The sequence below is a fragment of the Pseudoalteromonas sp. BZA4 genome (assembly GCF_040104395.1).
Taxonomy (GTDB): Bacteria; Pseudomonadota; Gammaproteobacteria; order Enterobacterales; family Alteromonadaceae; genus Pseudoalteromonas.
The window spans coordinates 38864-44863 of the sequence record NZ_JBECOT010000035.1 but is presented as its reverse complement, the minus strand read 5'-3'; the positions used below and the strand labels follow the sequence as shown (position 1 = coordinate 44863).

4 protein-coding genes are annotated in these 6000 nt (G+C 37.3%); all 4 read right to left on the bottom strand.

Going from position 1 to position 6000, the window contains the following annotated elements; all coding sequences use genetic code 11:
* Positions 1 to 241 precede the first annotated feature (241 nt).
* The 4 genes from ABMY41_RS14420 to ABMY41_RS14405 are packed head-to-tail and all read right to left on the bottom strand — an operon-like array spanning position 242 to position 5909.
* Positions 242 to 739 (bottom strand): hypothetical protein, encoded by a 498-nt coding sequence (locus ABMY41_RS14420; protein WP_063529399.1) that lies wholly within the window; start codon positions 737 to 739, stop codon positions 242 to 244.
* A gap of 2 nt (positions 740 to 741) precedes the next feature.
* Positions 742 to 2988 carry a hypothetical protein gene (locus ABMY41_RS14415; RefSeq protein ID WP_063529400.1) on the bottom strand — a complete coding sequence of 749 codons (2247 nt, stop codon included), beginning with the start codon at positions 2986 to 2988 and terminating at the stop codon, positions 742 to 744.
* The gene (locus ABMY41_RS14410) at positions 2981 to 4564 is read right to left on the bottom strand and encodes a site-specific integrase (protein WP_063529401.1); all 1584 of its coding nucleotides are present in this window, start codon (positions 4562 to 4564) and stop codon (positions 2981 to 2983) included. Before ABMY41_RS14410 ends, ABMY41_RS14415 begins: the two co-directional genes overlap by 8 nt.
* A 1-nt stretch (position 4565) precedes the next feature.
* The gene (locus ABMY41_RS14405; protein ID WP_235377831.1) at positions 4566 to 5909 is read right to left on the bottom strand and encodes a site-specific integrase; all 1344 of its coding nucleotides are present in this window, start codon (positions 5907 to 5909) and stop codon (positions 4566 to 4568) included.
* Between the last annotated feature and the right edge of the window lie 91 nt (positions 5910 to 6000).

The following is a 6000-nucleotide window of genomic DNA, read 5'->3' as shown; positions in this document are numbered from 1 at the left end:
ACAATCGCCAACTGGTTGAAGCGATGATCAAAGTGAAGGCGCTAAATAAGATCAACACCCTTGGTCTGCCTAAATATCAGTAAGTTAAGTGAGTTTATTAGAGAGCTGCATTTGATCAACAAGGCCACCTTGAAAGCATTCTGACTATTGTAATTTCATTACTTAGAGATAAGACTTTATACTCATGGCCGATAAAATTACCACCAATTTCAGTGCCAATTACCTAATAACAGCACACTAATCACCCTCTATTCTTAGAGGGCAATCCGCTATCAATAGAGATAGCAAGCTTATTCAAATCAACACCATCCATTTTCTGTAAGTTATGCTGCCATCGAGCAAACCTTTCAAGTAAAATATCACGTTGCTCACTCAGTCTATCATTCTCTGAGCTAAGCCTCTCATTTTCTCTCTCAAGCTTTTCAACTTGTTTTATGAGTTCAGCTATCGTTGCATCATCACTATCCAGTTTTTCAAGAAGATGGGTTAGCTTGTTTGAGCTTTCGAATAGCAACTTAGCTTCATCAATGGCAGCAGATTTTTTATTTCGTAATTCTGTTTTTTTCAAATCAAAAGCATGCTTTATCTCATCATGCTTTGTGAAAGTGTGCCGTGATGGGGGGCGTTTTAAGCCCAATTCTGATTGAAGTTTGTCAGAAAGAAGCTCATAAGTAAGTTTACCACTCCAACCATCGATAATCTCTAGAATCATTTCTTTGTTGTCTGTTACAAAAGCCATGATTACTCCTCCATATCAGCTAACGCTAAAGCGGTAAGATCAAACGTTGGGATAACACTCTGCTCGTCAATATTAAGTGAGCGCTTAACTGGTGAAGGATCTAACTTATCGGGAATTCTGATGGGTGTACCCTCAGGTCTGTTTGGATCTTCCATCATAGCAATAATGGTTTTAATCTTTGATAACCTAAAGCCTGTGGCAGTTACCCAACGATCAGCACCGAAAACTTTATCTCCAGCTTTAACGATTGCATCCTCTAGCTGCTCCTTATTAAGCTTCTCAAGGTTTTTAAGCTCTTCAAGAGTGTTTGGCAGCCCCTTAAGGCATTCATGGTCGCTACAGACCGCACAATCGCCATTTTTAACACACGGGCTTTCTGCATAATTGTGAACGCAATAGCCTAACCCTGTGAACTGAGCGACACCTGAGCGATTAATTCCGAGAGATTTAAGAGAGACTGGTAAGCCTAAATCATGCAACACGATTGCCGGAGGTGGCGACTCTGATGTGTATGGCGATAAAAACTGATTGGCTTGAGCAACCGTCATAACACCTTCACTCTTAACTACATTCCCAATTCGCTTTGTTAAACGAGATTTTTGCTCTTGAGTTCTTCCATCATAGGCCTTATTTTGTTCAATATCAGCGCGCCCAGACCACTTAGCAATAAGCCAGTCCTCTTCACCTGCGAGCTTTAACTTTGTATTAAGCCAGTGTCTAAACTGATGTGTTGTTAATTTTAATTTAGAACCATCTTCATCTTTAATTCCTAACTCAACAAAAATAGATTCGATTGAATCTTCAGATGCATCTCTATCAGATCCTAAAGCATCACTTATTGCACCATGCCCTGTGAGTAGCCACGAAAAAGGTTTTACATTAAACTCTCTATGAAACTCATTTTCTCTAACCAGAGTAATACAGTCCCAAAGCTTAACGTCACCATAGTTAGGAAAATCGCTTGTTTTATATTGCTGATCTACTACGGCTCTCAAGTCATTGTACGAGGGAAATTTGATCTTAATGCCGAGATGCTTTTTACTATATCTATTAACAACATCATTGTTAGGTAGAATGCTAGCATTAGTGCATAGTTCTTTTTTCCAATTTGCAACACCATTTAAATTACTAATTAGTTTCTTTAGCCAAGCGACATTTGTGCCATATGTTACCCAAGTTATGTCGGCTCCTCTCGAGGATTTTCCTGTTTTAAACCCCATAGCATGAGCGAATTGATCATAAGTTAAAGGCTTATCATGTGAGAAATCGTTTGGTGTAATACATTTACTGTGTTTCATGAATAATTTAGGCTTTTCATAAGCAAAGCGAGCTGCATACCTAGCCGGAGCGGATATATCTATTAATCTTTCAAATGCCTGCCTTACAACATCTTCCATTAACTTCGGTATCCACTTTCGTACAGGGTCACCGCCTTTAGCTGGATTCCACATCAGATACCAACGCCCTTTATCACTTTTCTGTAGTGAGTTTATTGTTAAGCCACTTAGTTCTTCGTTTCGGCTTGGCTGGCACATCAACATTACACATAAACTGCTAAAGTATTTTTGCTTTAAAGTCTTAGCTTTATAAAAAGCATCTGCGACCTGAAACATTTGATAATCAGAAGGACATTTATCTTCCTCTGTCTGACGACTCACTTTATCAAGTTTAATTTTTGAGTCGGACGGACGAGGGAAAGGATTTGACCACTCTTGTAAATCTAGTTTGAATCGCTTGTCCTTAATAAACTTCAATATTTTTTCAAATGACAGGCCAATATTGCGCTTGCCTCCAGCACTCAATCCGCTGTTCTTAATCTGCTCTTCCACACGATTAATTACCGTGTTATTGAGGTACATAATATCAATGGCGACTCTACCATTTTGAGTCGCATTTTCTTCTAATGCATTGTGAAGCCATACCAATGAAGAGGCCCACATAACTGAGTCTTTGTGATTGAGCGACTGTTGGTATCGTACATAGGCTTTGGCAAAGTCAGCAAATGGCTGCTTAAATGGTGTATATTTCGAATGATTTTCGCTGTTACCAAATACGATGGTTAATTTCTTTCCTCTTGCTGTATTCCAAGACCACTTATCACATTCCCATCCCTTTTGAATTCCGCTAGGGCTTTCAAACTCATGATCATCAAAAAGCGTTAACTTATTCTTCGAAAACTCAATAAAATCATTGTAATTTTTTTGTAATTCAAGCTTGTGTTTAGGTGTAAATATCAATACATCAGACATTTAACGCTCCCTCTTTTTCCAACTCTTGTTTTCTAGCTTCACACTTTCTGATCACAACTTTGATCGCATCAATGCTGCGATTATGGCCTTGTAACACAAATTCACTTGCGCCCATTTTACGCTTTCGATCACGCTCCATCGTGACATTATTAAGTACTTCAATGTGTGGTGCATTTACCCATGGTTGAAATTTATTGCATGTATAGCAATGAATTGTCCCGTTCGCACAAAAGCCATACTTACCGCAGTTTCCTACCGTTCCACCCTCATCTGAAATTACTCGGCTTCTAGGATCATTCGCGCGGATTGCGTCTTTTTCACTATCGATCAGAGTTCCAGAAAACGCTTGTGCTAAAGGTGTTAAATTGGGTTCTAATGCTTCATCGATTCGATCTGCCATTTCTTCATTAAATTCTGTATATACAGTTACATGCTGAGTATCTTCATGACCTAACTCTTCAGCAATAATATGAGCACTTGCACCTAGCATTGCCATGTTTGTTGCATGAGTATAACGAAATCGCCTTGCGTTTATATGTAAGTCCCCAAAGGCTCCATTCATTTTAATACGTGAAGTTTTAAGAGGGCATAACCTTGCAATGTTTTGGATAAGCTTGCCAGCTCCACTCTTTGTAAGACATAACAAGTCTGGAGTTTTTGACTGAACATTTAGAAAATCTTCAAATTGATTCAACCCTTCAATTTCATTTTCATTTAAAAAAATTGGGATAGTCTTCTTTCGTGAATCAGACAACTTAATACCAAAATGATTTTCGATGAACGAAATACTACTTTCTGACTGGGCTTTTAATACTAGATATAAGTCTTCATTAATGTCATCTTTGACCTGAAATGATTCTCTAAAACTCGCTTTATGTTTTTTAGCATGTGGAATTTTTAGATCGAAGCAACTCATTGCATCTTGTTCTCGCTCAATCAAATCCTCATGATACATATAACGTAATTGTACAGGCCTAGCCCCTGTATATTGCAGCGCAATCAAAAAAGAGTAGCCTTTCAAAGATATAAGTTCCGATGTAAATGCATCAACATACCAGTTAATAAACGCAGTTTGCTCATCAAAAGAGTACGCCCCACTATAAGGGCAACCGATTGCGACCGCTTTTCCTTTTTCTGCCCCTTTTAACTTTATAGAACTGAGCAGTTGAACCGCTTTTTTATCTACCCCCGGTATCCCTCTGTCATGCCAGTCCAATATAAAAGCTCGTATCTGTCCTAATTGCCATTCGTGGCTTTTATCCAATGTAGCTCTAAAGTTGATTATATGCTCTTCATTAATGACATCTGAAACCCCACTTATAGCAAATAAATGCCTTATATTTACGTAAATAGATTGAACATAACCTGCTGACAATTCAGACACATAATTTGCAAGAGCAATTCGAAAGTTATTTATAAACGAAGAGTTCAACTTTAAAGGTGTTAGTAATTTAAAGTTTATTTGTAAGTCTGAATTTAATCTCCAAACATCCTGATAAACATCAAACTCATAGTTACTTTTAGTTAAGCGAATGTCACTTTGACGGTTTTTGATTGCCGCATTAGCTCTTTTCATTTTATCCCTTATAATTAGTTATTATGGCTTTATGTCGCAAATTTTTATGCGTCTTTTTTCGTAACTGGCTTGCTTTCTTTCTAGATGTTCTTTTTAAGTAAAAACGGCCTGATTTCAATGATGAGTGCCCATTTAACTCCGCTCGAATTTCGAGCTCTCGTTGTTCAGAAATTAAATTTTCATGCGAGTACAGCTTCGCTTCCTCATGTAGGCCGGCCTCCTTTAATCTCTTTACTTCTGCACGAACAATCTGTCTTTCTTTATCAATACAATGAGATAGTTGATCATTGAAAAAATGCCGAAACAGGTGTGGAGTAATTCCCCAGAACCGCTCTGGATTGATGCTCTTTATACGGTTGAAAATATCATTTATTGTCTGTTGAATAATTGGTTGACCTGACTCATAGTGCCCAGCCTTACCTTTGTGTGATACAAAAATGAAAGGGTGGGCTTTGGCTGTCTTTGTCTTAGACCGATATGATCTGATATAAATATTTAATAAATCCCTTAACTCTTTTGAAATTTCGATAGTCCGACCAAGTGTTTTCGCTGTTGGCTCCTTTAACCTTGGATCATCCTTACTATCATGTCTCCTAACGACCGAAAGTGTGGGAGTTTTAATGTCTGTACCTATATCACTAATCCGAAGTGCTAACAATTCAGAGCATCTCAAACCTGTCTCATATAAGACTTGGACAATTAAATAATTTCTAAGTTGAATCGTAGAGTTTTTGAATGGGTTGTGCTTTGAATTAGGCTTAGATACTTCAACAAAATCTTCAAATGCATCATCGGGAATACCTGATTTGTCTAGAGGCACACTCTTCAATCGACCGTCTGACATATTCTTCTTAAAATCAGCTTTCATTTTATCTAATGCATCGAATAGTTCTGTAGCAGTTGCTTTATTCTTAAGTCTCTCTTTACCAATAAAGGTTAAGAATTCTGCAATGTGGGCAATTCGAGCAATGTACTGAGGTTTTTTTATCGTTGGCTTTTCTTGCGATTTGGAAAGATAGAATTGGCCCAGATCAACAATATTACTTACAGGTTTTATTTTGAGCGCTTTAGCTTGATAGGTGCAATGCTCTTTTATTTTATTCAAATCGTTACTATTAGGTATCTTGCCATTATATATTTCGTCAAGAAGATCTCTATCGTTGATTTTCTCCCATAACCTGAGGTGTTTAATATTTTTCAAATATTGCACTATTGATGTTACTGCCTTATTCATTCGTAATTTTTGAGTAACAAAATGAGTAACCCAAAAATCAGGAACACCATCATCACCTAACAAAAATGCATAACGTTCACCACTTTTAAATTTTTTCACTACGATACGCATAAGCACCAACTAATCAACATTTTAATTTGTTATAAAGTAATATACACAGCAAAAAATATTTTTCAACATTATTTTTAGTTAAAAAAAAGAG